General features: G+C 64.3%; 27 protein-coding genes. 17 read left to right on the top strand and 10 right to left on the bottom strand.

What is annotated here, in order from left to right:
* Positions 1-3 precede the first annotated feature (3 nt).
* Both KUV81_RS13110 and narQ read right to left on the bottom strand, forming a co-directional pair.
* The gene (locus tag KUV81_RS13110; RefSeq protein WP_222544334.1) at positions 4-618 is read right to left on the bottom strand and encodes a response regulator; all 615 of its coding nucleotides are present in this window, start codon (positions 616-618) and stop codon (positions 4-6) included.
* Positions 611-2293 (bottom strand): nitrate/nitrite two-component system sensor histidine kinase NarQ, encoded by a 1683-nt coding sequence (gene narQ, locus KUV81_RS13105; RefSeq protein ID WP_222544333.1) that lies wholly within the window; start codon positions 2291-2293, stop codon positions 611-613. The genes KUV81_RS13110 and narQ overlap by 8 nt, the downstream gene beginning before the upstream one ends.
* Before the next feature lie 196 nt (positions 2294-2489).
* On the opposite strand from narQ, the gene KUV81_RS13100 reads away from it, so the two are divergent.
* From KUV81_RS13100 to KUV81_RS13060, 9 genes are all read left to right on the top strand, one after another.
* Complete coding sequence (locus KUV81_RS13100; RefSeq protein WP_222544332.1) at positions 2490-2798, top strand: hypothetical protein; 309 nt, start codon at positions 2490-2492, stop codon at positions 2796-2798.
* A gap of 187 nt (positions 2799-2985) precedes the next feature.
* Positions 2986-4371, top strand: a complete 1386-nt coding sequence (gene nrfA / locus KUV81_RS13095; RefSeq protein WP_222544331.1) for an ammonia-forming cytochrome c nitrite reductase — start codon at positions 2986-2988, stop codon at positions 4369-4371.
* A 96-nt stretch (positions 4372-4467) separates the two neighbouring features.
* The gene (locus KUV81_RS13090; protein ID WP_222544330.1) at positions 4468-4716 is read left to right on the top strand and encodes a GlsB/YeaQ/YmgE family stress response membrane protein; all 249 of its coding nucleotides are present in this window, start codon (positions 4468-4470) and stop codon (positions 4714-4716) included.
* Positions 4717-5061: 345 nt separating this feature from the next.
* Positions 5062-5400: a P-II family nitrogen regulator gene (locus KUV81_RS13085; RefSeq protein WP_222544329.1), complete on the top strand. Its 339-nt coding sequence runs from the start codon at positions 5062-5064 to the stop codon at positions 5398-5400.
* Positions 5401-5412: 12 nt separating this feature from the next.
* Complete coding sequence (locus tag KUV81_RS13080) at positions 5413-6666, top strand: ammonium transporter (protein WP_222544328.1); 1254 nt, start codon at positions 5413-5415, stop codon at positions 6664-6666.
* Positions 6667-6800: 134 nt separating this feature from the next.
* Complete coding sequence (locus KUV81_RS13075) at positions 6801-7805, top strand: Fe(3+) ABC transporter substrate-binding protein (RefSeq protein WP_222544327.1); 1005 nt, start codon at positions 6801-6803, stop codon at positions 7803-7805.
* A 3-nt stretch (positions 7806-7808) separates the two neighbouring features.
* Positions 7809-9440, top strand: a complete 1632-nt coding sequence (locus KUV81_RS13070; protein ID WP_222544326.1) for an ABC transporter permease — start codon at positions 7809-7811, stop codon at positions 9438-9440.
* Positions 9437-10468 carry an ABC transporter ATP-binding protein gene (locus KUV81_RS13065; RefSeq protein ID WP_409995572.1) on the top strand — a complete coding sequence of 344 codons (1032 nt, stop codon included), beginning with the start codon at positions 9437-9439 and terminating at the stop codon, positions 10466-10468. Before KUV81_RS13070 ends, KUV81_RS13065 begins: the two co-directional genes overlap by 4 nt.
* A 126-nt stretch (positions 10469-10594) precedes the next feature.
* A complete protein-coding gene (locus KUV81_RS13060; RefSeq protein ID WP_222544696.1) occupies positions 10595-11515 on the top strand; it encodes a Dyp-type peroxidase in 921 nt (306 codons plus the stop codon).
* A 58-nt stretch (positions 11516-11573) separates the two neighbouring features.
* Here the strand turns inward: KUV81_RS13060 and argR are convergent, their stop codons facing one another.
* Positions 11574-12044: a transcriptional regulator ArgR gene (gene argR, locus KUV81_RS13055; protein WP_222544324.1), complete on the bottom strand. Its 471-nt coding sequence runs from the start codon at positions 12042-12044 to the stop codon at positions 11574-11576.
* Positions 12045-12292: 248 nt separating this feature from the next.
* Here argR and mdh point away from each other — a divergent pair, with 248 nt between their 5' ends.
* The gene (mdh, locus tag KUV81_RS13050; RefSeq protein ID WP_222544323.1) at positions 12293-13231 is read left to right on the top strand and encodes a malate dehydrogenase; all 939 of its coding nucleotides are present in this window, start codon (positions 12293-12295) and stop codon (positions 13229-13231) included.
* A gap of 60 nt (positions 13232-13291) precedes the next feature.
* Here mdh and ispB read toward each other — a convergent pair whose 3' ends face one another.
* The gene (gene ispB / locus KUV81_RS13045) at positions 13292-14260 is read right to left on the bottom strand and encodes an octaprenyl diphosphate synthase (RefSeq protein WP_222544322.1); all 969 of its coding nucleotides are present in this window, start codon (positions 14258-14260) and stop codon (positions 13292-13294) included.
* 264 nt (positions 14261-14524) lie between these two features.
* On the opposite strand from ispB, the gene rplU reads away from it, so the two are divergent.
* From rplU to KUV81_RS13010, 7 genes are all read left to right on the top strand, one after another.
* Positions 14525-14836 carry a 50S ribosomal protein L21 gene (rplU, locus tag KUV81_RS13040; RefSeq protein WP_222544321.1) on the top strand — a complete coding sequence of 104 codons (312 nt, stop codon included), beginning with the start codon at positions 14525-14527 and terminating at the stop codon, positions 14834-14836.
* A 17-nt stretch (positions 14837-14853) separates the two neighbouring features.
* Positions 14854-15111, top strand: coding sequence for a 50S ribosomal protein L27 (rpmA, locus tag KUV81_RS13035; protein WP_222544320.1), 258 nt, complete (start codon positions 14854-14856; stop codon positions 15109-15111).
* A gap of 171 nt (positions 15112-15282) precedes the next feature.
* Entirely contained in the window at positions 15283-16449 is a 1167-nt protein-coding gene (cgtA, locus tag KUV81_RS13030; RefSeq protein WP_222544319.1) for an Obg family GTPase CgtA, read from the top strand.
* 66 nt (positions 16450-16515) lie between these two features.
* Entirely contained in the window at positions 16516-17280 is a 765-nt protein-coding gene (locus tag KUV81_RS13025) for a threonine/serine exporter ThrE family protein (RefSeq protein ID WP_222544318.1), read from the top strand.
* Positions 17277-17741: a threonine/serine exporter family protein gene (locus KUV81_RS13020; protein ID WP_222544317.1), complete on the top strand. Its 465-nt coding sequence runs from the start codon at positions 17277-17279 to the stop codon at positions 17739-17741. Before KUV81_RS13025 ends, KUV81_RS13020 begins: the two co-directional genes overlap by 4 nt.
* A 26-nt stretch (positions 17742-17767) precedes the next feature.
* On the top strand, positions 17768-18259 hold the full coding sequence (gene folA, locus KUV81_RS13015; protein ID WP_222544316.1) for a type 3 dihydrofolate reductase: 492 nt from the start codon (positions 17768-17770) through the stop codon (positions 18257-18259).
* A gap of 93 nt (positions 18260-18352) precedes the next feature.
* A complete protein-coding gene (locus KUV81_RS13010) occupies positions 18353-18745 on the top strand; it encodes a DUF3718 domain-containing protein (protein WP_222544315.1) in 393 nt (130 codons plus the stop codon).
* Between the two features lie 60 nt (positions 18746-18805).
* Here the strand turns inward: KUV81_RS13010 and KUV81_RS13005 are convergent, their stop codons facing one another.
* The 6 genes from KUV81_RS13005 to surA form a co-directional block, all read right to left on the bottom strand.
* Entirely contained in the window at positions 18806-20836 is a 2031-nt protein-coding gene (locus KUV81_RS13005; protein WP_222544314.1) for a methyl-accepting chemotaxis protein, read from the bottom strand.
* Positions 20837-20970: 134 nt separating this feature from the next.
* Positions 20971-21783, bottom strand: a complete 813-nt coding sequence (locus tag KUV81_RS13000) for a symmetrical bis(5'-nucleosyl)-tetraphosphatase (protein ID WP_222544313.1) — start codon at positions 21781-21783, stop codon at positions 20971-20973.
* Positions 21784-22158, bottom strand: a complete 375-nt coding sequence (gene apaG, locus KUV81_RS12995) for a Co2+/Mg2+ efflux protein ApaG (RefSeq protein WP_222544312.1) — start codon at positions 22156-22158, stop codon at positions 21784-21786.
* Positions 22148-22957 carry a 16S rRNA (adenine(1518)-N(6)/adenine(1519)-N(6))-dimethyltransferase RsmA gene (rsmA, locus tag KUV81_RS12990; RefSeq protein ID WP_222544311.1) on the bottom strand — a complete coding sequence of 270 codons (810 nt, stop codon included), beginning with the start codon at positions 22955-22957 and terminating at the stop codon, positions 22148-22150. The genes apaG and rsmA overlap by 11 nt, the downstream gene beginning before the upstream one ends.
* Entirely contained in the window at positions 22954-23940 is a 987-nt protein-coding gene (gene pdxA, locus KUV81_RS12985; protein ID WP_222544310.1) for a 4-hydroxythreonine-4-phosphate dehydrogenase PdxA, read from the bottom strand. Before pdxA ends, rsmA begins: the two co-directional genes overlap by 4 nt.
* Positions 23937-25229 (bottom strand): peptidylprolyl isomerase SurA, encoded by a 1293-nt coding sequence (gene surA / locus KUV81_RS12980; RefSeq protein ID WP_222544309.1) that lies wholly within the window; start codon positions 25227-25229, stop codon positions 23937-23939. Before surA ends, pdxA begins: the two co-directional genes overlap by 4 nt.
* Positions 25230-25231 lie beyond the last annotated feature (2 nt).

The raw sequence follows: 25231 nt of genomic DNA, 5'->3' as shown, positions 1-25231 counted from the left end.
GCCTCAGCCCTCGCGCACCATCAGTGCCAGCTCCACCCGGGAGTGGCAGCCGGTTTTGCGCATCAGGTTTTTCACGTGCACCTTGGCGGTGCCCTCACTGATAAAGAGCGCCTCGCCGATCGCCTTGTTGCTCTTGCCCTCGGCGATGAGCTCGGCGATCTGCCGCTCCCGCGGGGTCAGCTGGGCGGCCCAGCCCGCCTCAGCCTCGGCCAGGGCTGCTTCCAGCCGGGGGGTGATCACCGAGGCCCCCGCCAGCACCCGGGCCAGCCCCTCCACCAGCTCCTCCGGTTCACTGTCCTTCACCAGGTAACCGTCGGCGCCGGCATTGAGCACCGACTGGACGTCCCTGGGGTGGTCGGAGACGGTGAACATCACCACCTTGAGCTGGGGAAAATCCCGGCGGATGGCGGTCAGGGTGTCCAATCCGCTCAAGGGCCGCATGTTGAGGTCCAGCAGCACCAGGTCCGGTTGCTGGCGGGCCAGCAGCGCCAGGGCCTCGTGGCCGTTGCCCGCTTCCCAGGGGGGCTGGAAGCGGGGATCCCCGCCCAGCAACTGGCACAGGCCACGGCGTAACATGGGGTGGTCGTCGACCAGCAGCAGCTGCCAGGGTTCAGCCATGGGTTTCCTCCGATTGTTCGTCTAGCGCGACCCGAACCCGCACGCCCCCCAGAGGGGAGTCGTCGATGCACAGCTGGCCGCCCATCTGGCGGGCCCGCTCCTGCATGATGTTCAGGCCGAAATGGTTGTCGGGCTGGGTGGGCTGGGTCATGCCGATGCCGTCGTCCTCCACCGTCATCACCAGCCGGGTGCCCTCACAGTGGCAGCATACCCGGATCTCATTGGCCTGTGCATGCTTGATGGCGTTGACCACCGCCTCGCGCATCAGCTGCAGCAGGTGCACCTGCTGGGCGGCGGAGAGGGTCAGGGGGGGCAGGTGGTAGTCCAGGGTGAGGGTGGCGCTGGCCCGCTCCTGCAGCTCCGTCAGGATGGCACCCAGGGCGCTGGGCAGATCCGGCGCCTCCACCTTGAGGCGGAAGGTGGCCAGCAGCTCCCGCAGCTGGCGGTAGGCGCTGTCCACCGAGCTTTTGAGATCCGCCTGGGCGGTCTGGATCGCCTCGGGCTGACCGGCCAGGGTGGCCCGATCCAGCAGGGTCAGCTGGATCTTCATGTAGGCCAGCAGCTGGCCCAGGGAGTCGTGCAGCTCTCGGGCGATCACCGCCCGCTCCTCCATCAGTCCCAGGCGCTCCTGCAACTGGGCGTCCCGTTGCTGCTGCACCGCCTGGCCCACCAGCAGGGCAAAGTTGTTGAGCAGGCTGAGATCGGCCTGGGCGGCGGGGTAGAGGCGCACCTCGCCCAGGGCCTCGCCGCCCTGGTTCAGCGGCGCCCGGGCCGGCTCGCCCCGCTGACTGCCCAGGCACACCGGTTGGGTGCCCAGCAGCTGCAGGCAGACGCCGTCCGCCGCCAGGTGGCGCTGCAGCTCCCCCATCACCGCGGTCAGTGAGGCGTTGTCGACGCTGCCCCCGTGCAGGGTGCGGGCGGTGTCATAGAGGAAGGTGAGGCGGTCGTGGGCGCGGCGCAGCGCCAGGTCCTGACTCACCACCTTGCTCTCCAGCTGGCGGTAGAGCTGATCCAGTTCACCGGCGGCCCCGGACAGGGTGTGCCCCAGGGTTCTCAGCTCCTGGTACTTGCTGGCGGGGGGCTGGAAGGAGAAGTCGCGGGCGGCGATGGCGTCCGCCCCCCGCTCCAGCATCTGCATCGGCAGGACGAACTGGCGGCGCACGTGCCAGAGGGCGTAAAGGGTCAGGGTGACCATCAGCACCAGGCCGAGGATCTGACTTAAGATCAGCATGTTCAGCTTTTTGGCACTGAACTTCTCCAGGGAGTCGACAAAGGCGTCGATGTCGTCAACGAAGCGCTTCACCTCGCGCACGTAGCGCCGGCTGTTGCCCTCCTGGGCGTAGGCCTTCATCACCTCCCAGCGCTCCTTCACCTTGCGGTAGTGATCACCGCTGTCCTTGGGCATGTACCAGGCTTCGGAGCGGGACAGGGAGGGGGAGTAGAGGATGGTTTCGAACTCCTCCAGCTTGTTCTCAAGGGTGCGCCCCTCGGCGTTGGCCAGGAACAGCAGCTGGTAGGAGCGCATCCGCAGGGAGCCGGAGTCGTTGATGGCCTGGCCATCGCCGATGCTGTAGAGGGCGGTGATCAGGCTGATCCCCCCCTGGAGGCTGAACAGCAGCATGACCAGCAGCATGGTCTGGATCACGCTGGTGGTAAGGCGGGTGGTGCGGGCCATGGTCTCTCCGGTCTGTGCTCTGGGGCCATTGTGCCCAGTGCGGAGGCCCAGGCAAAGTCGTGAGGGAACAGAGTGTGACCGGTTTGGTGTTACATGACGTTCACACCTGGCGCCATGACGCCGTGACCGGGTTCACGGCCACTCCCCGGGCCATGACGATAAAATAATCATAAATATCTGAAACTTGGAGCAGACTATGATCTCAGGAGTCGGGCCTGCGCCCCTGCCAGCGACGCCGGTCCGGGAAAACAAAGACGCCGCACTGGCGGTGGTGGCCCACCAGCAACAGCAGGCGGTGGTGGACGCCTACCTGCTGGGAGCGGGCAAGCAGGACGAAGCGGGGCAGTTCCAGACGGTGCAGGGTTTTGTCGACAGCGTTCATCGTGCCCAGGCGGCCGAGGCCTACGCCCGCCACCACGAGGCGCGGCCCACGCCCACCCCGTTGGAGCGCCGCTACCAAGGAGAGTCCGAGACCAGCGGGACCCTGCTGGCCACCAGTGCCTGAGGCTTAGGGCCAAGGATTCTCTTTTGGATTGAACGGGTTATTCATGAAACCCGCTGTTAACAATTTGATCACCATCAATTAAAGTCCCCTTTTTACTAATGGCTACTTGGGCTCGCGAGATGGGCCCACTAGTCTAGGCTTAGTGAATTATTTTCATTGGCGAGATCCCACAAAAAGGAGAAGGATGATGGTGAGCACATTGAGATGGCAGGCGTGGAGCGCCGCGGCCTTGATGGCCTTGAGTACCTCGGCCATGGGGGCCGGTAAGATCACCGAGGCGGACAGCAGCCAGTTTGCCAAGTTCAAGCACCAGTACGGCTCCTGGCAGCAGACCGCCGAGAGTAAAGAGGTGGTGGACGCGCTGGAAGAGGATCCCATGCTGGTGGTGCTGTGGGCCGGCTACGGTTTTGCCAAGGACTACAACAAGGCTCGGGGTCACCACTACACCATCACCGATCTGCGTGCCACCTTGCGTACCGGCGCCCCCAGCGGCCCGGACGATGGCCCCATGCCGATGGCCTGCTGGTCCTGTAAATCCCCCGACGTGCCCCGCTACATCGATGCCAATGGCGAAGACGCCTACTTCAAGGGCAAGTGGGCCCGTGGCGGTGACGAGATCACCAACGAGATCGGTTGTGGCAACTGCCACGACAACAACGCCCGCCTGCGTTTGTCGGTGCCCTTCGCCGAGCGCGCCATGGACAGCATCGGCATGTCCTGGGACAAGGCCAGCAAATCCGACCGCCAGTCCATGGTGTGCGGCCAGTGCCACGTGGAGTACTACTTCACCACCGACAAGAAGTTTGTGAAGTTCCCCTGGGATAACGGCACCAGCACCGAGGACATGGAGAAGTACTACGACGCGCTGCAGTTCTCCGATTGGACTCATGGCCTGTCCAAGGCGCCCATGCTCAAGGCTCAGCATCCCGGGTTTGAAACCTCGCTGACCGGCCCCCACGGCCGTAACGACGTCTCCTGCACCGATTGCCACATGCCGCGGGTGACCAACGAAGAGGGTCGCAAGTTTACCGACCACAACGTGGGGAACCCCTTCGATCGCTTCGAGTTCACCTGTGCACGTTGTCACGACCAGTCCAAGGAGGACCTGGAAGCCGTGGTGGCCAACTACAAGGAGATGGTGAAGGACGCCAAGCTGAAGGCGGAGAAGCAGCTGGTGCACGCCCACTTTGAAGCCAAGGCGGCCTGGGATGCCGGCGCCACCGAGGCGGAGATGGCCGAAGCACTGACCGCCATCCGTCACGCCCAGTGGCGTTGGGACATGGCCATCGCCTCCCATGGGATCCACGCGCACAACCCGGCCGAGGCCCTGCGCCTGCTGGCCACCTCGCTGGAGCGCAGCGCCGATGCCCGTGCCGCCCTGGCCCGCGTGCTGGCCAAGCACGGTCAGACCGATCCTGTGGCCCTGCCGGACATCTCCACCAAGGCCGCGGCCCAGGTGGCGGTCGGTCTGGATGAGCCGGCGATGCAAAAAGCCAAGGACGCCTTCCTGGAGACCACCGTGCCCCAGTGGGATAAGTCCTACCAGGAGAAGTACGGCACCGATCAACAGTAACGGACACAGCCAGACAGGCCCCCGCCCATGGCGGGGGCTTTTTTTTGCCCAAATCGCGACTAGGGTTAGAAAGCCACTTCGTAACGGGAGTCTGTCATGGGTTTCATCAGCTGGATCATCTTGGGCCTGATTGTTGGGGTGCTGGCCAAGTGGATCATGCCGGGCAACGACGGCGGCGGCATCGTCATGACCATCCTGCTGGGGATCGGCGGCGCCTTTGTCGGGGGCTACATCGGCCAGATCCTCGGCTGGGGCGGGGTCTCCGGGTTTGATCTCGGCTCTCTGGCCCTGGCGGTGCTCGGCGCGCTGCTGGTGCTCTTTATCTACAACAAGCTGCGCAGCTGACCCCACAGCCTCTGCGGCGCACCGGGCCGACTCGGTGCGCCCGATGGGGGCCGAATTGTCCCACCCCGTCATCCTCCCCTGGGCCGGATTCACACGGCTCACCCCCCTTGCTCTTTCTGAGTGTCTCACCCCTGTCTCGGTGATTTTGCTTGGCCATGCAGTTTGCCCGCGGATTTATGCACCATTTTGGTGCCCACCCCAAGAAAGCCGCCTGTTTTCGGTGCATTTTTGTTCAGTTGAGCCAGAGCTTTGTGTGCAAGTTGATGAAAATTAACGATTTTAAAAACTGGCACGAGGGTTGATTGGGTTGCCACACCAGCGAACGCAGGGATTGAGGAGAACGGGATGAAACTGGTTAGCGCAATCATCAAGCCATTCAAGCTTGACGACGTCCGCGAGGCGATTGCCGAGCTGGGGGTCGAGGGTCTGACGGTCACCGAGGTGAAGGGGTTCGGTCGGCAGAAGGGGCACACCGAACTGTACCGCGGTGCCGAGTATCAGGTGGACTTCCTGCCCAAGGTCAAACTGGAGATCGCCACCTCGTCGGACAACGTCGAGCGTCTGATCGAGGTGATCACCGCCGCGGCGGGCACCGGCAAGATCGGTGACGGCAAGATCTTCGTCATCGACCTGGAGCGCGCGGTGCGGATCCGCACCGGGGAAATGGACGCCGAAGCGATTTAAGGAACAAGAATTATGGAACAAGTGACTGCACTGGGTGCCACCGTTGCCGAACTGCGCTTCGCGCTGGACACCTTCTACTTTCTGATCTCCGGGGCCCTGGTGATGTGGATGGCCGCCGGTTTCGCCATGCTCGAAGCCGGTCTGGTGCGCTCCAAGAACACCACCGAGATCCTGACCAAAAACATGTGTCTTTACGCCATTGCCTGTGCCATGTACCTGCTGGTGGGATACCACATCATGTACGTGGACAACCCCGAAGGCAGCTGGTTGCCCAGCTTTGGTGGCCTGATTGGCAGCCAGGCGGAAGACGCCGACCATGCGCTGGAATCCGACTTCTTCTTCCAGGTGGTGTTCGTGGCGACGGCCATGTCCATCGTCTCCGGAGCGGTGGCGGAGCGCATGAAACTTTGGGCATTCCTGGCCTTTGCCGTGGTGCTCACCGGCTTTATTTACCCGGTAGAGGGATATTGGACCTGGGGGGGTGGCTTTGTCTCTGAAAAATTGGGTTTCGTGGACTTTGCCGGCTCCGGCATCGTGCACATGGCCGGTGCCGCTGCGGCAATCGCCGGGGTGCTTCTTCTTGGGGCCCGTCGCGGGAAGTACAACCCGGACGGAACCGTTAACCCCATCCCAGGCTCGAATCTGCCTCTGGCGACCCTGGGGACCTTTATTCTCTGGCTGGGCTGGTTCGGCTTCAACGGCGGTTCCCAGCTGATGGTGTCCGACGCCGAGAACGCCACTGCGGTGGCCAAGATCTTCGTCAACACCAACTCCGCGGCCGCCTTCGGCGCCATCGCCGCGCTGCTGGTGTGCAAGCTGAGCTGGGGCAAGGCGGACCTGACCATGATCCTCAACGGCGCCCTGGCGGGCCTGGTGGCCATCACCGCTGACCCCCTGTCGCCCTCCCTGACCCTGGCGGCCGTCATCGGTGCCCTGTCCGGGGGCCTGGTGGTGTTCTCCATCGTTGGCATGGACAAGATCAAGATCGATGATCCCGTGGGGGCCATCTCGGTGCACGGCGTGTGCGGCCTGTTCGGACTGCTGGTGGTGCCCCTGTCCAATGCCGACGCCAGCTTTGGCGGTCAGCTGGCCGGCGCCGCGGTGATCTTCGGCTGGGTGTTCACCGCCAGCCTGGCCACCTGGGCCCTGCTCAAGGCCACCATGGGGATCCGCGTCTCCCAGGAGGAGGAGTACGACGGCATGGATCTCGCCGACTGTGGCATCGATGCCTACCCGGAGTTCGTGACCGTCAAAGGCGCCAACTGAAGCGGTTCGAATCCTTGACAAAAAAAGCCCCCGGTTGGGGGCTTTTTTGATTTCCATCATTGCGGGGGTTGGGGTTAAGAGGTATCTTAACGTAAAGAAGAATTATTCTTATTTAGAAAATGGAGTTCCCCAACATGGGTCGCATCACATTGTCTGCACTGCTGCTGATGGTCAGCTCTCTGGCTTCCGCGGCGCAAACCGTCACCGTCTACTCCTATCGCCAGCCTTTCCTGGTGGAGCCGATGCTGGAGATGTTCACCAAGGAAACCGGGATCCAGACCCAGGTGGTGTTCGCCCAGACCGGCCTGGAGGAGCGTCTCAAGCGTGAAGGCCGCCTCTCCCCCGCCGACGTGGTTCTGACCACCGACATCTCCCGCCTGGCCACCCTGGTGGAGATGGGCCTGACCCAGCCGGTGCAGAGCGACGTGCTCAACGAGAACCTGCCCAGCCAGTACCGTGACCCGGACAATCACTGGTTCGCCCTGACCCTGCGGGTGCGCAACATCTACAGCTCCAAGGAACGCGTTGGCGCCGCCGAGCACATCAGCTACGAGGCGCTGGCCACCGAGCCCTTCCAGGGCAAGATCTGCATGCGCTCCGGCAAGAACGCCTACAACGTGGCCCTGATCGCCTCCATGATCGCCCACCACGGCGAGGCCGAGACCAAGGCCTGGCTGGAAGGAGTCAAGGCCAACCTGGCCCGCAAGCCCCAGGGCAACGACCGCGCCCAGGTCCGTGCCGTGGCTGAAGGCGCGTGCGACTACGCCATTGGCAACAGCTACTACTACGGTAAAATGCTGCAGGACGACAACCAGCGCGGCTGGGCCGATGCGGTGGTCATCAACTTCCCTAACCAGGACGACCGCGGCGCCCACATGAACGTGTCCGGCGGCGTCATGGCTAAGCACGCCAAGAACCCGGAGGGCGCCAAGGCGCTGCTGGAGTTCCTCTCCGGCGAAGCCGCCCAGGGGCTCTACGCCGAACTCAACATGGAGTACCCGGTGAACCCGAAAGTGGCCCCCTCCGAGCTGGTGGGGTCCTGGGGGCAGTTCAAAGCGGACGCACTGCCTGTCTTCAAATTGGCTGAGCACCATGCAGCGGCAATGAAGCTGCTGGATGAGGTGAAATTTGACCTGTAATCCATGATCCAAACGTTATCGCGACGTTGGAGTGTGGGCGGTTACCTGCTGGTAACCGCCCTGATGTTACCCCTGGTCGCGTTGGTGCTGCAGTCCCTGCAGCCCGATCAGGAGGTCTTCCAACACCTGTACGACACCGTGTTGAACGCCTATGTGGCCAACACGGTGTTGCTGATCCTGCTGGTCTGTCTCGGCGCCCTGGCGCTGGGGTTGCCTGCCGCCTGGCTGGTGGCCATGTGCCGTTTCCCCGGCCAGCGCTGGTTCCAGTGGGCCATGCTGCTGCCGCTGGCGATGCCCGCCTACATCGTGGCCTACGTCTACACCGACATGCTGGATTTTGCCGGCCCGGTGCAGGGGTTGCTGCGGGAACTCGGTGGCTGGCAGCGCCCCTCAGACTACTACTTCCCGGAAGTGCGCTCCCTGGGTGGGGCGGCCATCATGCTCTCCCTGGTGCTCTTCCCCTACGTCTTTATGCTGGCGCGCACCGCCTTTCTGGAGCAGGCCAGTAACCTGATCCAGGCCAGCCGCACCTTGGGCTGCACCCCGACCCAGAGCTTCTTCCGCCTGAGCCTGCCACTGGCCCGTCCGGCCATCGCCGTGGGACTGTCGCTGGTGGCGATGGAGACCCTGGCGGACTTTGCCACCGTCAGCTACTTCGCCGTCAACACCCTGACCACCGCGGTGTACGACACCTGGCTGGGCCACGGCAGCATGAGCAGTGCCGCCCGGCTCTCCACCCTGATGCTGCTCGGGATCGCGGTGCTGATGTTCGGCGAACGGATGGCCCGGCGCCGCCAGGAGCAGTTCCAGAAGGCGGAAGGCAAGAGCGAGGACTACAGCTACCGGCTGACCGGCTGGCGGGCGGGACTGGCCACCGGCTATTGCACCGCGCTGCTGCTGTTCTCCTTCGGTCTGCCCGCCGCCATCCTGCTGGATTACGCCCTGGAGTACTACGATCCCACGGCCCTGAACCAGTTCTGGCGCTACAGCGGCAACAGCCTGCTGGTCTCCTCCCTGGTGGCGCTGCTGACCGTGGTGATCGCCCTGGCGCTGCAGTACCTGGCCCGCATCAGCCCCCGCAAGTGGGACCGCTGGCCCGCCCGCATGGCGGGCTTCGGCTACGCCCTGCCGGGCACCGTGCTGGCCATCGGCGTGCTGATCCCCCTGACCCGGGCGGATTTCGCCATCAACGACCTGGCCGAATGGCTGGGACAGCCGCTGCCGGGACTGGTGCTGTCCGGCTCCATGGTGGCCATTGTCTTTGGCTACACGGTGCGCTTTTTGGCGGTGGCCCTGGGCAGCATCGAGTCCAGCTTTAAGCGGATCAGTCCCTCGCTGGACATGGCCGGCGCCACCATGGGCTATGGCCCGGGGGGCCTGCTGCGGCGGATCCACCTGCCCCTGGCGCGCCGGGGCATGCTGGCGGCGGCGCTCATTGTCTTTATCGAGGCGATGAAGGAGCTGCCGGCGGCGCTGCTGCTCAAGCCCATCGGCTTCGAGACCCTGGCCACTTACGTCTACCAATTTGTGTCGGATGAGGCGCTGGAACTGGGGGCCCTGCCGGCCCTGGTGATCGTGCTGGTGGGCCTCATCCCCGTGGTGTACCTCAATCGCAGTTTGGAGCATACCCACTGATGTCGAAGTTGACGATCCAGGCGCTGGCCTGTGAATACGACGGCAAACGGATCCTCTCGGATCTGAACCTGAACCTGGAGCAGGACGAGATCCTGGCCTTGCTGGGCCCCAGTGGCTGCGGCAAAACCACCCTGCTGCGGGCCATCGCCGGATTGATGGCGGTGCAGGGGGGCGAGATCGCCCTGGATGGCCGGGTGATCTCCGCTGCCGGCAACCTGACCCCCGCCGAACACCGGGGGATCGGAGTGATCTTCCAGGATTACGCCCTCTTCCCCCACCTCACCGTGGCCCAGAACGTGGCCTTCGGTCTGCGCCAATGGCCCAAGGCGGAAGCCGCCGAGCGGGTGGAGGAGATGATCCGGCTGGTGAAGCTGGACGGCCTGGGGGAGCGCTACATCCATGAGCTCTCCGGCGGTCAGCAGCAGCGGGTGGCCATCGCCCGGGCCCTGGCCTACAAGCCCAAGTTGCTGCTGTTGGACGAGCCCTTCTCCAACATCGACAGCCAGGTGCGGGGGGAGCTGATGGCGGAGATCCGGGCGATCCTGCGCTCCCAGGGGGTCAGCGCCATCTTCGTGACCCACTCCAAGGAGGAGGCCTTTGCCTTCGCCGACCGCCTGGCGATCCTGCACCAGGGCAAGGTGGCCCAGAACGGCCCGGCGGAGGAGCTCTACTACCGGCCGGCCAGCCGCTTCGTGGCGGACTTCCTCGGCGGCGGCAACTACCTGGACGCCACCGTGGCCAGCGAGCACGAGGTGCACACCCCGCTGGGGGCGATCCAGAGCGTCAGCCCGCTGCGTTTCCCGCCGGCCCACCAGGGGGAGCTGCTGCTGCGGCCCCAACAACTGGCTTTGGAGCCGGACGCCGAGGGCAGTGGCGTGGTGACCGCCCGTCGCTTCAAGGGCACCTATTGCGACTATCAGGTCAGCGTGGGCCCGGTGGAGCTGGCGGTGCGTTCCGGCCACATCGGCCTGGAGCTGGGGCAACGGGTGGCGGTGGCCGCACTGCCCCACGCGCTGGTGATGTTTTAGTTGGCGTAAATCAAGCTTTTATCCTGAGTACCTTGCCAGTTTGCCGGATGCTGCGCAGACTGTGAGACTGTTGTATTGTTGTCGGCGGTAACCATGTCAACCAAAATGACCCACAAGGAAGGATGCATGCCCAGGGAGCAGGGAGGGATCTGTGCCGAGGGGAACCTGCACGGACTCTATTTGATGTTCAACGCCAGTGAGGGCGCCGAGGCCACCCTGCCCAGGGTGCTGGCCGGTCTGGCGTCCTGGCTGCAGACCTCGGCGGATCGCAATGCCGATTCCGCCTTCAACGGCTTTATCGCCATCGGCGCCAACTACTGGGACACCCTCTACCCCCAAGGGCGGCCCGCCGAGCTGGCGCCCTTCCCGCAGTTCGAGCAGGAGGACCGCATTGCCCCCAGCCAGCCGGTGGATCTCTTTATCCACCTGCGCAGTGACCGCCTGGACATCAACCACGTGGCGGCCATGGAGGTGTGCCGTCGCCTGACCGGTCTGGCGGAGCTGGTGGAGGAGGTGCGCAGCTTCCGCTACCTGGACAGCCGCGATCTGACCGGCTTTGTGGATGGCACCGAAAACCCCACCGGCGCCCACCGCCGGCAGGTGGCCCTGGTGGGCAGCGAGGATCCGGCCTTCACCGGTGGCAGCTATGTGCACACCCAGCGCTACGTCCACAACATGGGCCTGTGGGAGCGTCAGTCCCTCAAGACCCAGGAGGACACCATCGGTCGTACCAAGGTGGACAACGTGGAGTACAAGCGGGAGGACAAGCCGCCCTTCGCCCACATCAAGCGGGTCAACCTCAAGGACAGCGACGGCAACAGCATGGAGCTGCTGCGTCAGAGCATGCCCTACGGCAACATGCAGGAGCAGGGGCTGTTCTTTATCGCCTGCTGCGCCACCCCCAGAAACTTCACTGCCCAGCTGGAATCCATGGTGATGGGCGAGGGGGAGCATTTCGACCACCTGCTCAAGTACACCCAGGCGGTCAGCGGGGCGGCGTTCTTCGCCCCCTCCATCGATTTTCTCGAGCAGGCCGCCGGCCTCTGAGACCTCGACATGAAAACGCCCGGCCTAGGCCGGGCGTTTTGCGTTCTGGGGCGAGCCACTACTCGTGGTAGTTGAACAGCTCCTTGACCATCTCCTGGGTCTGGGGCATCGCCTCGATGCGGCTGGGGGCGATAAAGATGGTGTCGTCACCGGCGATGGTGCCGAGGATCCCCTCCGCCTTGCCCATGGAGTCCAGCAGACGGGCGATCAGCTGGGCGGCACCGGGGCTGGTGCGCACCACGATCATGGCGCCGTTGTTGTCCACGTCCAGCACCAGGTTGCGCAGCTGGGCGTTCGCGGTGGGCACACCCAATTCCGCCGGCAGGCAGTAAACCATCTCCTGCTTGGCGTTGCGGGTCCGCACGGCGCCGAACTTGCTCAGCATCCGTGACACCTTGGACTGGTTGATGTTGCTGAAGCCGGCCGCCTGCAGTGCGGCGACGATCTCCCCCTGAGATCCGAACCTTTCCTCTTTGAGCAAAGACTTGAAGGCGCGGACCAGCTCTTCCTGTGCGTTGGCGTTTCTCATTTATCGTAATCGTTTATGCCTTTTGACAGGGCCACTTTGAATAAGAGCTGCTTAAAAAGCAAGTCATATTCACAATGCGAGAATAAAAATTCATCAATCCCGGGCCGGTCAGAACGACTCATGGGCGACTGTGCCAGGGGTCAAAAGAACCGCCTTAGGTCGCATTGCCATCGGAGTGTGCTTTGGGTATCGTGGGCGCCAGTTGAAAAGATGATCCAAGTCACATCAAAGGAAAGATGGAGAACAAGATGAAAGTTGCAGTACTTGGCGCCGCTGGTGGCATTGGCCAGGCTCTGGCCCTGTTGTTGAAGCTCAACCTGCCCAAGGGCAGCGATCTGGCCCTCTATGATATCGCTCCGGTGACCCCGGGTGTGGCCGTGGACATCAGCCACATCCCCACGGCGGTCAACGCCAAAGGGTACGCCGGTGAGGATCCGACCCCGGCCCTGGAAGGCGCCGATCTGGTGCTGATCTCCGCCGGTGTGGCTCGTAAGCCGGGCATGGACCGCGCCGATCTGTTCAACGTCAACGCCGGCATCATCCGCAACCTGGTGGGCAAAGTGGCTGAAGTGGCCCCCACCGCCTGCATCGGCGTGATCACCAACCCGGTGAACACCACCGTGGCCATCGCCGCCGAAGTCCTGAAAAACGCCGGCGTCTACGACAAGAACAAGCTGTTCGGTGTCACCACTCTGGACGTGATCCGCTCCGAGACCTTTATCGCCGAAGCCAAGGGCCTGAGCCCGGATGAGGTGAAGCTCAACGTCATCGGTGGCCACAGTGGCGTGACCATCCTGCCGCTGCTGTCCCAGGTTGAAGGCGTGTCCTTTACCGATGAGGAGATCGCCAGCCTGACCCACCGCATTCAGAACGCCGGCACCGAAGTGGTGGAAGCCAAGGCCGGTGGCGGCAGCGCCACCCTTTCCATGGCTCAGGCCGCCTGCCGCTTTGGTCTGTCCGTGGTACGTGCCCTCAAGGGCGAGAAGGGCGTCGTCGAGTGCGCCTACGTGGAAGGCGCCGGCGAGCACACCCGTTTCTTCGCCCAGCCGGTGGCCCTGGGGGTCAACGGTGTGGAGAGCATCCTGCCCTACGGCAACCTGAGCGACTTCGAGAAGCAGGCCCTGGACGGCATGCTGGAGACCCTGAGCGGCGACATCAGCAAGGGCGAAGCCTTCGTCAACGGCTGAGCCAGCCGGAACGAAAAAAGCGCCCCTCGGGGCGCTTTTTTGTTGGTCGAACGTCGCCGCTCAGTTGCGGCGGTCGACGGCAATACGGGCCAGGGAGGCCAGGGCCTGGCGGAACGGGGTGTCCGGCAGGGCATCCAGGGCGGCGATGGCCTTGTCGGCCTCCTCAACGGCACGGGCCATGGTGTACTCCAGTGAGCCCACCTGGTTCAGGGTGGCCACCACCTCGTCCACCTCGTCACAGCCCCCGTTCTCGATGGCGGAGCGGATCTGCTGGCTCTGGGCCTTGGGAGCGTTGGCGATGGCGTGGATCAGGGGCAGGGTGGGTTTGCCCTCGGCCAGGTCGTCCCCCAGGTTCTTGCCCAGCTCCTCGGCGTCGGCGGTGTAGTCCAGGACGTCGTCCACCAGCTGGAAGGCGGTGCCCAGGTAGCGGCCGTAATCGGAGAGGGCGTCGCACACCTCGGGGCTCTGATCGGCGATCACCGCCGCCAGGTGGGTGGCGGCTTCAAACAGGCGAGCGGTCTTGCAGTAGATCACCTGCATGTAGCTCTCTTCGGTGGTGTTGGGGTCGTTGCAGTTCATCAACTGCAGCACTTCCCCTTCCGCCAGCACGTTGGTGGCGTCCGCCAGGTCCTCCAGCACCCGGGGGCGCTTGAGTTCGGTCATCATCTGGAAGGAGCGGGTGTAGAGGAAGTCCCCCACCAGCACGCTGGCCTGATTGCCGAACAGGGCGTTGGCGGTTTCCCGGCCCCGGCGCATGGTGGACTCGTCGACCACGTCGTCGTGCAGCAGGGTGGCGGTGTGGATGAACTCGATGATCGCCGCCAGCTTGACGTGGTCCTCCCCCTGGTAATCCACCGCACGGGCGGCCAACACCGCCAGCAGGGGACGCATCCGCTTGCCACCGCCATTGATGATGTAGAAGGACAGCTGATTGATCAGCACCACGTCGGAGTGGAGCTGGTCGTAGATCATCTGGTTGACCATTTTCATGTCGTGGTCGGCGAGGTCGCGGATGGCGTTCAGGTCCATATCGATCCCAAGGTCTGGATTCTGAGGGCGTAAGCCTACTATTATTGTGGTACGGCGGCGCAGAATTCTACCGCAAATCCGACCGGTTAACAGTGCAATTCCTCCCCAGTTAAAGTGATCCCGATCCTCCTCGCGATCTTTTTGCAAAGGGCCCTTGCCTGTTTAGTGTCCATGGCGTAGAATGCGCGCCCATTGTCAAACAGTTTTAGACACACCCTGGCCCCCATCAGAGGCGGTTACAGCGTGTGCAATAGCGGAGTTATTATGTACGCGGTTTTCCAAAGTGGCGGTAAGCAACACCGTGTCGCCGAAGGCCAAACCCTGCGTCTGGAGAAGCTGGACGTAGAGACCGGTGCCACCATCGAGTTCGACCAGGTTCTGCTGATCGCCGACGGTGAAGAGATCAAAGTAGGTGCCCCTCTGGTAGATGGTGGCAAAGTGGTAGCCGAAGTGGTGAGCCACGGTCGTGCCGACAAGGTGAAGATCGTGAAGTTCCGTCGCCGTAAGCACCACCGCAAGCAGATGGGCCACCGTCAGTGGTTCACTGAAGTGAAGATCACTGGCATCAACGCTTAATCGAGGAGCACTGAGAGATGGCACATAAAAAAGCTGGCGGTTCTACTCGTAACGGCCGCGATTCCGAAAGCAAACGTCTGGGTGTTAAGCGCTTCGGCGGCGAGTCCGTCCTGGCGGGTAACATCATCGTTCGTCAGCGTGGCACCAAGTTCCACGCCGGTGACAACGTAGGTGTTGGTAAAGACCACACCCTGTTCGCCACCGCCGACGGCAAAGTGAAGTTCGAAGTGAAAGGCAAGAACAACCGCAAATTTGTGAGCATTGTTGCCGAGTAAGCCGGACTGACCGGATGAGAAAGCCCCGCTTTGGCGGGGCTTTTTGCGTACTGAAGGTATACTTAGAAACCGATCCCCAATTCATTGGTTCGCTTGCGACACCGCGCCCTGCCGGGGCCCTGTCCGGCGGCGAAGAGGGGCCAACGAATTGGGCTTGATAGGGGCTGGATCATGAAGTTTGTAGATGAAGTCACCATCCGGGTGGAAGCGGGCGACGGCGGCAGCGGTATCGTCAGTTTCCGACGGGAAAAATACATCCCCAAGGGGGGACCGGACGGCGGTGACGGCGGCGATGGCGGCGACGTCTTCCTGCTGGCCGACGAGAACCTCAATACCCTGGTGGATTACCGCTTCGAGCGGTGTCACCGTGCCGTGCGCGGCGAGAACGGCCGTGGTGCCAACTGCACCGGCAAGCGTGGCGAGGACAAGATCCTCAAGGTGCCGGTGGGCACCCGGGCGGTGGATGCGGACACCGATGAGGTGATCGGCGATCTGACCCAGCACGGCCAGAAACTGCTGGTGGCCAAGGGCGGCTTCCACGGCCTGGGCAACACCCGCTTCAAAAGCTCCGTCAACCGGGCGCCTCGGCAGAAGACCCTGGGCACCAAGGGCGAGCACCGCGAGGTGAAGCTGGAGCTGATGCTGCTGGCGGACGTCGGCCTGCTGGGCCTGCCCAACGCCGGCAAGTCCACCTTCATCCGCTCCGTCTCGGCGGCCAAGCCCAAGGTGGCCAATTACCCCTTCACCACCCTGGTACCCAACCTGGGCGTGGTGCGGCCGGAGCCCAACAAGAGCTTCGTCATCGCCGACATCCCGGGCCTCATCGAGGGCGCCTCCGAAGGCGCCGGCCTCGGCATTCGCTTCCTCAAGCACCTGGAGCGCTGCCGTGTGCTGCTGCACATCATCGACATGGCCCCCTTCGACGAGAGCGATCCCGTGGCCGGGGCCAAGGCGATCCTGGCGGAGCTGAAGGCCTACTCGCCCAAGCTCTATGACAAGCCGCGCTGGCTGGTGCTCAACAAGCTGGATCTGGTGCCGGAGGAGGAGCGCGAAGCCCGTACCCAGGCGATCCTCGAGGCGCTGGAGTGGGAGGGCGAGGTGCACACCATCGCCGCCATCAGCAAGCAGGGCACCGACCTGCTCTGCCTCAAGGTGAATCAGCTGCTGGAGAGCCTGCCTCAGGAGATGGTCGAAGAGGCCGCCGAAGAGGAGGTCAGCTTCAAGTGGGAGCACTACCACGAGCAGCAGATGAAAGACGCCGTGGTGGAAGAGGACGACGAGGACTGGGACGACTGGGACGACGACGATTACGACGTCGAAGTGGTGTACCAGAAGTAAGCGGCCTGACCGCCATATCGGGGACCCTTGGGGTCCCCCTTTTATTGAGCACAATGATCGACCGAGATGGACGTACAAACCCAGAATGAGATCACCCGGGTGGCGGTGCGAGCCGCCCAGCAGATGCTGGCCTGGGGGGCGGAGAGCGACCTGGTGGAGGACATCGGCCAGCGCATGGGCCGGGCCTTTGGCATGGACAGCGTGGAGCTCTCCATCTCGGCCAACGCCCTGGTGATGACCACCCTGTTCGAGGGCCGCTGCGTCACCACCACCCGTCGCCTGCGGGAGCATGGCCTCAACATGCACATGGTGTGCGAGATCCAGCGGATCTGCGTCCAGTCGGAGAAGGGGATCCTCGACCTGGCCGCCGCCAGTCGTCGGCTCAAGCGCCTCACCCCCTGGACCTGGAACCGCTGGGCGGTGGTGGCCATCATCGGTCCCTCCTGCGCCGCCTTTGCCCATTTCTTCGGTGCCGACCTGGCCGGGTGCCTCATTACCGCCCTGGCCGCCTCAGTGGGCATGGTGGTGCGCCAGAGCCTGGCCCGGCGTCACTTCAATGTGCTGATCAACTGGGCAGTGACCGCCTTTATCGCCACCCTGGTGACCCGCATCGGCGGTTTGGTGGAGTGGACCCAAACCCCGGAGATCGCCTCCGCCGCCTGCGTGCTGATGCTGGTGCCCGGCTTCCCCATGATCAACGCCGTGGCGGACATGGTGAAGGGCCACTACAACGTCGGCATCGCCCGCTGGGGTCAGGCCACCCTGATGACCATCTCCGCCGCCATCGGCATCACTCTGGCGATGCAACTGACCGGGTTGGGCTGGCTATGAGCGCACTTCTCCTATTGCTGACCAACGCCCTGATCGCTGCCGTACCGGCGGTGGGCTTCGCCATGGCGTTCAATGTGCCCCAGCGCTATTTGTGGCGCTGTGGTGCGGCCGGGGCCCTGGGCTTTGCGGTGCGGGGCAGCCTGATGGCGGTGGGGGCCCCCATCGAGTGGGCCACCTTCGTGGCCGCGGCCTGCATCGGCTGGGTGACCGCCCTCTGGGCCCGGCGCACCCTGGCGCCCATGCAGCTTTACGGGGTGGCGGCGATCATTCCGATGATCCCCGGCAGTTACGCCTTCAACACGGTGATCGGCCTGGTGGAGATGAGCGCCGTGGGCGCCAGTGAGCCGCTGATGGAGCAGGTGCTGGTCAACGGCATCAAGACGGTGTTCATCGTCGGTGCCCTCAGCGTCGGTCTGGCCCTGCCCAGCCTGCTGTATTACCGTAATCGCTCCATCGTCTAGACCAACCATTACAAGGAATGACCGCGATGCGCATCGCCATGATCGCCTGCATGGCCCAAGACCGGGTTATCGGCATGGACAACCGGATGCCCTGGCACCTGCCGGCGGATCTCAAGCACTTCAAGGCCGTGACCCTGGGCAAGCCGGTGGTGATGGGCCGCCGCACCTTCGAGTCCATCGGCCGCCCTCTGCCCGGACGCCACAACATCGTCATCAGTCGTCAGTCGGACTACGCCCCGGAGGGGGTCAGCGTGGTGGCGGACATCGAGGCGGCTCTGGCCGCCGCCGGTGACGTGGAGGAGCTGATGATCATCGGCGGGGGCCAGCTCTATCAGGCCCTGCTGCCCCGGGCCGACCGTCTCTACCTCACCGAGGTGGCGCTGGAAGTGGCCGGTGACACCCACTTCCCCGAGTACGCCCACCTGGGCTGGCGTGAGGTGGCGCGGGAGCACCGGCCCGCCGATGAGGCCAACCCCCATCCAATGACTTTTCTCACCCTGGATCGTGCCGCCGGCTAAAGATATACCTTTATTTTTCCGCCTGTTATAAGCTAGCCGTTAACAGACCCAAAAGAAGTCTGTAACAGCAGTTCAACTACAGGGAGTAAAATGATGCGCATCTCAGCCTTGCTGGTCGCGGCGGGAATCACCGTGGCCAGCTTGTCCTACACCCCGGCCGCCCAGGCCAACGTCGATCAGCTGGTCGCCAGCATGTGTGACTATGTGATCAACGACGAGAAAAACCGCCTTCGCAAGAAACTCAAGGACGCCCGCGTGAAGCTGCGCGCCATCTACGACGGCGTCACCTGCAACGGCAACAGCCTGGTCCGCACCGCGATGATCAACAACGCCCAGGACGTGGGCGTGTTCCTGGTCAAGCAGCTGCCTCGCAATACCCTGAACACCGCCGAGGCGGACGGTCAGACCCTGCTGCAGTGGGCCGAGAGCCAGGGCCACGGCGCCAGCGCCATTGCCGCGGAGATCACCTCCCGCGCCAACGAGTGAGTTTCACCCTTCAACAAAAAAGGCGGCCCGTGGGCCGCCTTTTTTATTGGGGTGCCGGGCTCAGACCCGGAACTCCCGCACCTGCATCTGCAGCTCTTCGGCCAGCTGGGCCACCTGCTGGCTGGAGGTGGCGGTCTGCACTGCACCGGAGCTGGTCTCCTCGGCGATGCCGGCGATCTGCTCCAGGCGCTGGGAGATGGTCTGGGAGACCTGGTCCTGCTCCTGGGCCGCCTGGGCGATCTGGTTGCCGGCGGTGTAGACCCGGTCCACCGCCTGGGCGATGGCCTCCAGCATGCGGTTGGCCTCCTCGGTCTTGGCCACGCTCTGGCGGGCCTGACTCTGGCCCTGCTCCATCACGGTAACCGCCTCCTTGGCCCCCTGCTGCAGCACCTCGATCATCTGCTGGATCTCCGCGGTGGAGTCCTGGGTGCGGGACGCCAAAGAGCGCACCTCGTCCGCTACCACGGCGAAGCCGCGGCCCTGCTCCCCGGCCCGGGCTGCCTCGATGGCGGCGTTCAATGCCAGCAGGTTGGTCTGCTCGGCGATGCCCCGGATCACGTCGAGGATCCCGCCGATGGCGGCGCTGTCCTCGTGCAGCTTGTTGATCACGCCGCTGGCCCGCTCCACCTCGCTGGCCAGGGCCTGGATGGTGGCGCCATTTTCGGCGGAGATCCCCTGCACCTGCTTGGCTTCGTCGTCCGCCAGCTTGATCTCCCCCAGGGCATCGCTGGCCCCGGTGGCCACCTGGGTGGCGGAGGCGGAGAGCTCGGTGGTGGCGCTGGCCACCTGGTCCACCTGGCTCTTCTGCTCCTGGATCCCGGAGGTGGTCTGGGCGGTCACCGCGGAGGTCTCCTCGGCGGCGGTGGCCAACTGGTTGGCGCGATCGATGATGGACTGGATCAGGGTACGCAGGCTATCCACCAGCTTGTTGGTGTTGCCCACTAAACGGCCAAACTCGTCCCGATGGGGGTAGCTCAGCTTCTGGGTCAGGTCGCCTTTGGCCAGCACCGACAGGGCCTCGTTGACCTGGTTGAGGGGGCGGGTGATGGCGCGGATGGTGAACCAGCCGACGCTGGCGGCCACCAGGATGGAGATGAGCATCACCAGCAGGGTGCGGCTGCGGCTGTCGGAGAGGGCCTGCTGGGCCTGGTCACCGGACTGGTTGCTGATGGTCACTACCTGGCTGTGCAGGCCGTCCATGCGGTTTTGCAGCTCCGCCAGGGTGGCCCGGGCGCTGTCCAGGGCGCTGCTGGCCTCCAGCTGGGCCTGAATGCTGGCCCGGCGCTGGGTGATCACCCCCTGGCCCTCGTCGAAGGCCGCCAGGATGCTGGCCAGGTTGGCGTCGATCTCTTCGGCGACGTCGGTGTCGATGCGGTCAGTGCCGTCGGTGCGCTGCCACTCGAGGTTGCTCTGCAGGTACTCCAGGTTGCTGAGCAGGTAACTCAGCTCCCCCTCGATGGTGTCCACCAGGCTCAGGCTGTCGGCCTTCTCCAGCTCCAGGGCGATGGAGATGATCCCCATCAGGCTGGTGTCCAGAGTGTTGGCGTGGCCGGCCAGGGCCTGGTCGCTGGCATCGTTGGAGTACTCCAGGTCCATCACGTCCAGCAGGGCGGAGCTGGTGTCGTCGATGGTCTCCTCGAGCTGGCCCAGATCCACGCTCAGCGCGCTGGCCTGGCTCAGGGCGGTCTGGCGGGCGCTGAGCAGGGTGCTGACCTGCTGCCAGTAAGCCTGGTACTGGCTCTGGATCTGGTCCACCGGGGCGGTGAGGGCGGGGCGGCCACTGACCAGTTGGGACAGGGCGGTGAGGTTGGCCTTGAGTTCGGCGTTCAGTTCGCTCAACACCGCCTGGTGGCGGCCCAACTGGGTGGCGTCGGCGCTGTGGTAGGCGCCCAGCACCTCAAGTTGCTCGGCGTTGAGCAGACGCTCCAGGCTGCCGGTGCGATCCTTGGCGGGCAGGGAGAAGGATTGGAAACTCTCGGTCTCCTGGCTGACGGTACCGATGCTCATCAGCGACAGGCCCCCCATGATCAGCAACAGCAGGGTGACCAGTGCGAAGCCCCCGATGATGCGCGCGGCAACCGTAATTCTCATATCCCTCTCCCCGAGTTATTGTTTTTGCTTCCTTTTTCCCCACATGTTATCAGCCTGATAGGAAAATCACAGGGGGCCAAAAAAGGTTATCGACCGGGGCGGCGAAAAGTTGAGCGTTGTTGTGGGATATGGGGTCAGGCGAGGGCGGTCTGGCAGTGGCGCTGGTCGTCCTCCAGGCACCAGAGGGTGAGGTGGTTGCCCCAGCAGCAGCCGGTGTCCAGGGCGATGGCGTTGGCATTCTGAGTTCGACCCATCAGGGCCGCCCAGTGGCCGAACACCAACCGATGGCTCTGCAGCAGGGTGTGGCCCGGGTAGCGGAACCAGGGCATCAGCTGATGCTCCTCCTCCGGTGGCCGCTTGCTGGCAAAATCCAGGGCGCCATCGGGGTGGAGGAATCGCATCCGGGTCAGGGCGTTCACCGTGTAGGTCTGGCGGGCCATCTCGTCCAGTTCGACGTCGTCCCGGTCTGGCTTCTCGCCGTACATCTGGGCGATGAAATCCAGGTAGTGATCGCTTTTGAGGGTGCGGGAGACCGCCTTGGCCCGGGCCTTAGCGGTGGCCAGATCCCAGTGGGGTGGCACTCCGGCGTGGCTGAGCAGCAGCTTGGCCTTCTTGATGCTGTGCAGCAGAGGTTGCTGGCGCAGCCAGTGGATCAGCTCCGGCAGGTCCGGGGCCTCCAGCAGGGGGGTGACCCTGTCCCGGGGCTTGTACTTTTTCAGTCCGGCGGCCACCGCCATCAGGTGCAGGTCGTGGTTGCCCAACACCGTCTGCCCCGCCTCGCCCAACTCTCGGAACAGGCGCAGCACCGCCAGGGAGTCGGGCCCCCGGGCCACCAGATCGCCGCAGCCCCAGAGCACGTCTTGGGTGGGATCGAAGTGGACCCGGTCCAGCAGCAGGCGCAGTTCGTCGTAGCAGCCCTGAACGTCACCGACAAAGTAGTTGGCCATTCAGTGCAGGGCTCCAGGCATGGAGAGGCGGAACCGGGGGATGGGCGCGCGCACCGCCCCGTTGCCCCCCTCCAGGGTGTAGTGACCCATCATGCTGCCCAAAGGCGTGGGCAGCACTACGGAGCTGGTGTAGCGAAACGCCTGACCGGGCACCAGGGTCGGGGTCTCCCCCACCACGCCGGCACCCTCCACCTCCATCTGCTCGCCGTTGCCGTCGGTGATGAGCCAATGGCGGCGCTTTAGGGTGAGCGAGTGCTCACTGACGTTGGTGATGGCGATGGTGTAGTGGAACAGGTAGCGGCCCTTAGCCGGCTCGGACTGGTCCGCCACGTACTGGGTGTCGACCTCGATGGCCAGCGGCGATTCAGGCTGCATTGCGCCGGCTGATCAGGTTGGCCATGGCGACGTACTGGGCGACGGTGATCCGCTCCGGTCGCAGGCTGGGATCGATCCCAAGCTCGGCGAACTCCTCGTCGTTGATCTGGCCCTTGAAGTTGTTGCGCAGGGTCTTGCGGCGCATGGCGAAGGCGCTGGCCACCACCCGCTCCAACGTGGCCACGTCGTCCGCCGGATGAGGCTTTTCGGCGTGGGGCACCAGGCGCACCACGGCGGAGTCCACCTTGGGCGGCGGGGTAAAGCAGCCCGGCGGTACCTCCAGCACGGGGATGCACTGGCAGTAGTACTGGGCCATCACCGTCAGGCGACCGTAGTTCTTGTGACCCGGCCCGGCGCACAGCCGCTGCACCACCTCTTTTTGCAGCATGAAGTGCATGGAGGCCACGCTGTCCACCGTCTCGAACAGGTGGAACATCAGCGGGGTGGAGATGTTGTAGGGCAGATTGCCGAAGATCTTCATCCGCTTGCCCGGCTCGGCCAGCTGGTTGAAGTCGAACTTGAGGGCGTCACCTTCGTGGATGGTCAGCTTCTGGCCCCAACGGGGCTGATGGCGCAGCCGCTCCGCCAGGTCGCGGTCCAGCTCCACCACGTTGAGGTGTTCCACCTGCTCGGCCACCGGCTCGGTCAGGGCGCCCAGGCCCGGACCGATCTCCACCAGGATGTGGTCGTTGTCCGGACCGATGGCGGCGACGATGCGATCGATCACCGAGTGGTCGTGGAGGAAGTTCTGTCCGAAGCGTTTTCGGGCTCGGTGACCCAGGTGTACGTTGTTACTCATGAATTTTGATGTGTTGCCAGCTCTATCGCTTTGCTCAGGGCGACCCGGAAGCTGCCGGAATCGGCCTGGCCGGTGCCGGCCAGTTCCAGGGCAGTGCCGTGATCGACGGATGTGCGGATAAAGGGCAGGCCCAGGGTGATGTTCAGGGCGCGCCCAAATCCCTTGTATTTTAGCACCGGCAATCCCTGGTCATGGTACATGGCCAGGACCACGTCGGTTTCATCCAAGTACTTGGGTTGAAACAGGGTATCCGCCGGCAGCGGACCTGTGAGCAACATCCCTTCGCTGCGCAGGGTGGCCAGGGTCGGCTCGATCACTTCGAGCTCCTCCCGGCCCAGGTGGCCCCCCTCCCCGGCGTGGGGGTTGAGGCCGCACACCAGGATCCGCGGTTGGGCCAAGCCAAACTTGGAGCGCAGATCCTGATGCAGGATGCGGATCACCTTCTCCAGCCGGGCCGGGGTGATCGCCTTGGAGACGTAGGCCAGGGGGATGTGGGTGGTCACCAGGGCCACTTGCAGCCCCTCGGTGGCCAGCATCATCACCACGTCCTGGCAGCCGGCCTGTTGAGCGAAAAACTCGGTGTGGCCGGAGAAACTGATCCCCGCCTGGTTGATGATCCCCTTGTGCACCGGGCCGGTCACCACGGCGGCGAACTCGCCGCTGAGGTTGTGCTCACAGGCAAACTTCAGGGTGTCCACCACGTAACCGCTGTTGCCCTCATCCAACTGGCCCAATTTCACCGGCTCCTTGAGGGCGGTGGGGGCGATGGTCAGGGTGCCCGCCTGCTGAGGCTGGGGGGCCTGACCCGGCTGGTAGGGGCGCAGGGTCAGGGGGTAGCCCAGCCGCTTGGCGCGCTGGGTCAGAAGATCGGGATCGGCGCAGACCACCAGCTCCACCGGCCAGTCCTGCTGGGCCAGTTCGACCACCAGATCGGGACCGATCCCGGCGGGTTCTCCCGGGGTGACGGCGATGCGCACCGTCATGAGCGGCTACCGCGCCCGCCCCGCTCCAGCACCTCGATGTAGGCTCCGGCGCGCATCTCCTCTTGCCAGGCGTTAACCTGCTCACCGAATTTACGGCGGAACAGCAGCTGGTAGGCGCGGTCGGTATTGGCCTGATCGGTGGCGTCGGTGACTCGGCGATCCACCAGCTGCACCACGTGCCAGCCGTGGGAGGAACGGAAGGGCTCAGAGTACTCACCCACGTCCAGCCGGTTCAGGGTGTCGCGAAACGCCGGCACGTACATGTTGGGATCGGCCCAGCCCAGGTCGCCGCCGCGGGCGGCAGAGCCGGGATCGTCGGAGTGCTGACGGGCCAGCTCGGCGAAGTCGGCGTCGCCGGCCTTCACCTCGGTCATGAACTCCTCCAGCAGAGTCTGAGCCATGTCTTCGCTCAGGATGGGGGAGGGCTTGAGCAGGATGTGGCGGGAGTTCACCTCGGCCAGCTCCTGAACTTCCTGTCCCCGGGTGTCGAAGATGGTGATGACGTGGAAACCGGCGCCACTTTTCACCGGGCCGATGATGTCGCCCTTCTTGGCGTCCTTGATCACCTCGGCAAACAGGGTGGGCATCTCATTGATGTTCATAAAGCCCCAGTCACCGCCCTCCAGGGCCTTGGGGCCGGAGGAGGCGGCCAGCGCGGTTTGGCCGAAGTCGGCGCCGTCGTTGAGCATCTCCAGCACCTTGTCGGCGCGCTCCCGGGCGGCGGTTTCGTCACCGGCGAAGTCGATCAGGATGTGCCCCACGTGGAACTCGGCGTCCTGCAGCCCCTGCTCGTTAATCAGATCCACCAGGGTGTTGATCTCCTGGGGGGAGATCTGGATGCGACGCTGCACCTGGATGCGCTGCACCTGGCCGATGGTGATCTCCCGGCGCACGCTCTCCCGGTAGGCGGCGTAGTTGGTGCCGTCGGACTCGATCTCTTCGCGCAGGGTCTCCAGGGTCAGATTCTGCTCCCGGGCCATGTTCTCCAGGGTCTGGTCCAGCTGGATGTCGCTGATCACCAGGCCCATGCGCTCGGCCATCTGCAGCTGCAGGCTCTCGGCGATCAGACGGTCGATCACCTGGGTGCGCAGGGCGGAGTCGGAGGGCAGTTGCTGGCCAGATTGCAGGGCGCCACGCTTGACCGAGGTCATCCGGTCGTCGATTTCGCTTTTCAGGATCACGCCGTCGTTGACCAGCACCGCCACCTCATCCAGGGGTTGGGGTTGGGCCAGGGCCTGACCGAACATCAGGGCGGCCGCGGCGCCCATCAGCAGGTTACGTAGTTTCATTC

The organism is Ferrimonas balearica (assembly GCF_019802085.1).
Lineage (GTDB): Bacteria > Pseudomonadota > Gammaproteobacteria > Enterobacterales > Shewanellaceae > Ferrimonas > Ferrimonas balearica_B.
Note: the sequence above shows the minus strand (reverse complement) of the source record. Positions and strands in the feature narration are given on the sequence as shown.

Bases quoted from the DNA above. Each gene is read 5' to 3' on its own strand.
- cgtA (WP_222544319.1), top strand. From the start codon at position 15,283: ATGAAGTTTGTAGATGAAGTCACCATCCGGGTGGAAGCGGGCGACGGC.
- KUV81_RS13090 (WP_222544330.1), top strand. From the start codon at position 4,468: ATGGGTTTCATCAGCTGGATCATCTTGGGCCTGATTGTTGGGGTGCTG.
- ispB (WP_222544322.1), bottom strand. From the start codon at position 14,260: ATGGACCTGAACGCCATCCGCGACCTCGCCGACCACGACATGAAAATG.
- KUV81_RS13080 (WP_222544328.1), top strand. From the start codon at position 5,413: ATGGAACAAGTGACTGCACTGGGTGCCACCGTTGCCGAACTGCGCTTC.
- rpmA (WP_222544320.1), top strand. From the start codon at position 14,854: ATGGCACATAAAAAAGCTGGCGGTTCTACTCGTAACGGCCGCGATTCC.
- narQ (WP_222544333.1), bottom strand. From the start codon at position 2,293: ATGGCCCGCACCACCCGCCTTACCACCAGCGTGATCCAGACCATGCTG.
- KUV81_RS13010 (WP_222544315.1), top strand. From the start codon at position 18,353: ATGCGCATCTCAGCCTTGCTGGTCGCGGCGGGAATCACCGTGGCCAGC.
- KUV81_RS13020 (WP_222544317.1), top strand. From the start codon at position 17,277: ATGAGCGCACTTCTCCTATTGCTGACCAACGCCCTGATCGCTGCCGTA.
- KUV81_RS13060 (WP_222544696.1), top strand. From the start codon at position 10,595: ATGCCCAGGGAGCAGGGAGGGATCTGTGCCGAGGGGAACCTGCACGGA.
- KUV81_RS13000 (WP_222544313.1), bottom strand. From the start codon at position 21,783: ATGGCCAACTACTTTGTCGGTGACGTTCAGGGCTGCTACGACGAACTG.
- KUV81_RS13085 (WP_222544329.1), top strand. From the start codon at position 5,062: ATGAAACTGGTTAGCGCAATCATCAAGCCATTCAAGCTTGACGACGTC.
- rsmA (WP_222544311.1), bottom strand. From the start codon at position 22,957: ATGAGTAACAACGTACACCTGGGTCACCGAGCCCGAAAACGCTTCGGA.
- mdh (WP_222544323.1), top strand. From the start codon at position 12,293: ATGAAAGTTGCAGTACTTGGCGCCGCTGGTGGCATTGGCCAGGCTCTG.
- KUV81_RS13025 (WP_222544318.1), top strand. From the start codon at position 16,516: ATGGACGTACAAACCCAGAATGAGATCACCCGGGTGGCGGTGCGAGCC.
- argR (WP_222544324.1), bottom strand. From the start codon at position 12,044: ATGAGAAACGCCAACGCACAGGAAGAGCTGGTCCGCGCCTTCAAGTCT.
- KUV81_RS13075 (WP_222544327.1), top strand. From the start codon at position 6,801: ATGGGTCGCATCACATTGTCTGCACTGCTGCTGATGGTCAGCTCTCTG.
- surA (WP_222544309.1), bottom strand. From the start codon at position 25,229: ATGAAACTACGTAACCTGCTGATGGGCGCCGCGGCCGCCCTGATGTTC.
- folA (WP_222544316.1), top strand. From the start codon at position 17,768: ATGCGCATCGCCATGATCGCCTGCATGGCCCAAGACCGGGTTATCGGC.
- KUV81_RS13005 (WP_222544314.1), bottom strand. From the start codon at position 20,836: ATGAGAATTACGGTTGCCGCGCGCATCATCGGGGGCTTCGCACTGGTC.
- rplU (WP_222544321.1), top strand. From the start codon at position 14,525: ATGTACGCGGTTTTCCAAAGTGGCGGTAAGCAACACCGTGTCGCCGAA.
- KUV81_RS13100 (WP_222544332.1), top strand. From the start codon at position 2,490: ATGATCTCAGGAGTCGGGCCTGCGCCCCTGCCAGCGACGCCGGTCCGG.
- pdxA (WP_222544310.1), bottom strand. From the start codon at position 23,940: ATGACGGTGCGCATCGCCGTCACCCCGGGAGAACCCGCCGGGATCGGT.
- KUV81_RS13070 (WP_222544326.1), top strand. From the start codon at position 7,809: ATGATCCAAACGTTATCGCGACGTTGGAGTGTGGGCGGTTACCTGCTG.
- nrfA (WP_222544331.1), top strand. From the start codon at position 2,986: ATGGTGAGCACATTGAGATGGCAGGCGTGGAGCGCCGCGGCCTTGATG.
- KUV81_RS13110 (WP_222544334.1), bottom strand. From the start codon at position 618: ATGGCTGAACCCTGGCAGCTGCTGCTGGTCGACGACCACCCCATGTTA.
- apaG (WP_222544312.1), bottom strand. From the start codon at position 22,158: ATGCAGCCTGAATCGCCGCTGGCCATCGAGGTCGACACCCAGTACGTG.